3 protein-coding genes are annotated in these 1,029 nt (G+C 35.6%); 1 reads left to right on the top strand and 2 read right to left on the bottom strand.

Annotated elements, in window-relative coordinates; all coding sequences use genetic code 11:
- The coding region (locus CDZ78_RS18530; protein WP_444979218.1) for an ISAzo13-like element transposase-related protein at positions 1 to 436 on the top strand (436 nt) is incomplete at its 5' end.
- A 25-nt stretch (positions 437 to 461) separates the two neighbouring features.
- On the opposite strand, the gene CDZ78_RS23915 is transcribed toward CDZ78_RS18530, so the two are convergent.
- Positions 462 to 596, bottom strand: a complete 135-nt coding sequence (locus CDZ78_RS23915) for a hypothetical protein (protein ID WP_280175601.1) — start codon at positions 594 to 596, stop codon at positions 462 to 464.
- 98 nt (positions 597 to 694) lie between these two features.
- A partial coding sequence (locus CDZ78_RS18525) for an IS1 family transposase (RefSeq protein WP_244559290.1) occupies positions 695 to 1,029 on the bottom strand: 335 nt, incomplete at its 5' end.

Raw genomic sequence — 1,029 nt, 5'->3', positions numbered from 1 at the left:
TCAATGGTGGGTAAACGAGGGTATTATTCATTATCCTAAAGCAAAATCATTGTTGATCCTTTGCGATGGTGGAGGGAGTAACAGCTCACGGCACTACATTTTTAAAGAAGATTTACAAAAGACTGCGAATGCACTTGGATTGGAAATTAGGATTGCCCACTATCCTCCTTATACCTCCAAGTATAATCCCATTGAACATCGTTTTTTTCCTCATGTGACTCGTGCTTGTGAAGGTGTTGTATTTGACTCGGTTGAAACAGTTAAAACATTGATTTCTAGAACATCAACGTCAAAAGGACTAACAACAATTGTTCACATACTCGACAAAATATACGAGACAGGACGAAAATATGCCGCTGACTTCAAAGAAATAATGCCGATTGTATTTGATACACATTTACCAAAATGGAATTACCGTGCAATTCCTCAAGAATAATTAATATCGGGAAGTTGTTTCGTGCTTATTCCTTAGTCACTGATTTCACTCCACTGAATTCAAACCCATCTGAAAAAACAACCCAACTTAAAGTATGGCTATCCAGTAAAATCAATCCTTGCTCTCGTTCATAGAAATCGAGTAAATCTATAATATGCACCCCTAAAGTCTTACAGTCTAATAGTTTATTTAGTGGTAAATTTTTACGTTTATCGTCTAGCGCGACTACAATTTCTTGGTAGTGGGTTAAATCTGTTATTAGGCATGAATATCTCGTCCAAATTCGACTTTATTAATTAATAGTCCAATGACAATATCATGCATTTGTTCTATTTTGGAAAAACAGATTGTTCGACGCGTTAAGCGTTTAACCCATGTTCTAAAATTTAGGTTTTTTCGTTCAATTTTTTGAGTGTTTTGTTTGCCTATTTCATGTTCATTTACATCTAAGTTTCGCTCATAAGCCCCCCAGTCATCTGTATAATATCTGCTTATTTCAAAAGGAGTCAGTAAGGCTTTTAGCTCTTTGAAAACATCATCTTTACGCTTGCCAAATACATAAGCAATGACTGTATTAGTCGCATGATCAACAG

This window comes from Bathymodiolus platifrons methanotrophic gill symbiont, from assembly GCF_002189065.1.
Lineage (GTDB): Bacteria > Pseudomonadota > Gammaproteobacteria > Methylococcales > Methylomonadaceae > Methyloprofundus.
Note: the sequence above shows the minus strand (reverse complement) of the source record. Positions and strands in the feature narration are given on the sequence as shown.